This is a genomic window from Streptomyces fildesensis, from assembly GCF_016107395.1.
In the GTDB taxonomy this organism is placed as follows: Bacteria; Actinomycetota; Actinomycetes; order Streptomycetales; family Streptomycetaceae; genus Actinacidiphila; species Actinacidiphila fildesensis.
This window is the reverse complement of the sequence record NZ_JAAIKO010000253.1, coordinates 1-300: the sequence shown is the minus strand read 5'-3', so window position 1 is coordinate 300 and position 300 is coordinate 1. Positions and strand designations below refer to the sequence as shown.

Below are 300 nucleotides of genomic sequence, written 5' to 3'. Positions count from 1 at the left end.
GCCGGCGCAGCTTGGCCATGAAGGTGTGCACCAGGTCGACGGCGATGCTGTCGGCCCGGTCGTCGTGGTTCCCGTAGGCGGGGTACTCGCCCTCGACCTCGTAGTCCGTGGCCAGTCCCGAGTCGTCCCGGATCACCTTCACCCGGGCGTACTTGACGGCCGACAGGCTGTCGGCGGCCACCGACAGGCCGGCGATTCCGCAGGCCATGGTGCGCTGCACCGGGTAGTCGTGCAGCGCCATCTCGAGCCGCTCGTAGGCGTACTTGTCGTGCATGTAGTGGATGACGTTGAGGGCGTTGA

1 protein-coding gene is annotated in these 300 nt (G+C 67.3%); it reads right to left on the bottom strand.

Annotated features, from left to right (window positions below; translation table 11 throughout):
• A partial coding sequence (locus C6N31_RS42810; RefSeq protein ID WP_306665088.1) for a pyruvate formate lyase family protein occupies positions 1–300 on the bottom strand: 300 nt, incomplete at both ends.